This window comes from Thiolapillus sp. (assembly GCF_048562965.1).
GTDB classification, from domain to species: Bacteria; Pseudomonadota; Gammaproteobacteria; order Chromatiales; family Chromatiaceae; genus Thiolapillus; species Thiolapillus brandeum_A.
Window position 1 is genome coordinate 1 of sequence record NZ_JBHNMF010000706.1, and the last position, 1,551, is coordinate 1,551.

Consider the following 1,551-nt stretch of genomic DNA (forward strand, 5'->3'; position numbering starts at 1 on the left):
GTGATGCGGTCAGTACTGTCGGTCGGGGCCATGGCATTCTCCTGCGTTGTGGTGGGACAGGAGAAAGTCTGTGGCTGATGGTGTTCTGAAAAAAGGTGTCGATTCTGGGGCGCTTACGTTTCTGGAACAACCGGAGAATCCCTACGAATACAGCCTGAAATGGGACGGCGAATGGCAGGTGACCTATGAAACCTTCCGTGACATGGGCATTGCCTATTCCGTGGGCCTGCTGCTCATCTACCTGGTGATCATGGCGCCCATACCCCTGACCGTCATCGGCATCCTGCCGGGTCATGCCCTGCTGGGGGCCCAGTTCACCGCCACCTCCATGATCGGTATGATTGCCCTGGCGGGAATCATCGTGCGTAACTCCATCCTGCTGGTGGATTTCATCAACCAGGAATTGCGGGCGGGCTCCAGCTTCGAGGCCGCCGTGGTGCTGCACGCCAAGCCCATCGTCCTAACCGCCTTGGCCGCCATGATGGGCGCCTTCTTCATTCTCGACGACCCCATCTTCTCAGGCCTGGCCGTGGCCCTGATCTTCGGCCTGCTGGTTTCCACCGTCCTTACCCTGGTGGTCATCCCCGTTGTGTATTACGGGGTGATGAAGAGCCGTATAGGCAAGATTCTGGCGCAGGAGTGACGGCTATCCCGGTGCCGCGTTGCATAATCCGCTATTTGGGGTGAATTGAATCCGAGCCAGGATATTTCCCCTCTCTTCTCGATAGGGGGGGGGAAGGGGTGGACGGGCCAATTGTCGGGCTGAAGCCCGACCTACCGGTTCCTCAGCGTAGGGGGGGCGGCTGGTTCAATGCCACAGTTGGAAGCTGGTAGACGGGTTGGCTACGATCATGGGAAATGCCGCCCGGGCGGCACATGCCCGGCGAAATGCTTTTCCACCTGGCGACGCTCTGTTATTCTCAAGATTAACAGGGAATATGCCTTTTACGGCAGGACGTGCTTCCATTGACTACTATTTTCTCACCGGATCCAATTGAGAATCATTCCCTTGGCTGTATATTCCAATATCAGTGCCAGCTGGGTATCGCGGTATTTGGTGCTGGCGTGATAATCAACTGTTGAACTAAACCGCTTCGCGGTAGCTCCCCAAGCCCACCCTTCGGGAGATTATCGACCACACTTTGTTAAGACCGATCCTGGTCTCAACAAAGGAGAAGTTCGATGACATCCCTACGCCAACAAATGATCGATGCCATGCAGCAGCGTGGTTTTTCACCCCGCACTCATCAAAGCTATCTGGCCGCCGTGAGGGCGTTGGCAACGTATTTCCATAAGCCGCCGGACCAGCTTCAGCAAGCTCAGATCCAGGACTATTTTGTTTACCTGGTCAAAGAGCGCCATTTGAGTGCAGCCAGTTGCCGTTTGTATCTCAATGGTATTCGTTTTTTGTATTTACAGGTACTAGAGTTTAGAGTCTAGAGTTTAGAGTTTCAGAGGAGAAAAACCACTAAAAATCTCAAAAAATAGTTGACATAGCAAGGCGCGGCCTCTCAGAAGAGAAATCAACACAAACTTCTGGAGGCCGCTATG

General features: G+C 54.1%; 1 protein-coding gene and 1 pseudogene. Both read left to right on the forward strand.

Annotated elements, in window-relative coordinates; translation table 11 throughout:
• Positions 1-118: 118 nt before the first annotated feature.
• Positions 119-643 (forward strand): annotated as a pseudogene (locus ACOCD2_RS19370) (efflux RND transporter permease subunit); the annotation flags it as partial.
• Positions 644-1,182: 539 nt separating this feature from the next.
• Positions 1,183-1,440: a site-specific integrase gene (locus tag ACOCD2_RS19375; protein WP_305800814.1), complete on the forward strand. Its 258-nt coding sequence runs from the start codon at positions 1,183-1,185 to the stop codon at positions 1,438-1,440.
• The last annotated feature ends 111 nt before the right edge of the window (positions 1,441-1,551 follow it).

What these genes read in the sequence shown, in the direction of transcription:
- ACOCD2_RS19375 (WP_305800814.1), top strand. Translation starts at nt 1,183, where the DNA reads ATGACATCCCTACGCCAACAAATGATCGATGCCATGCAGCAGCGTGGT.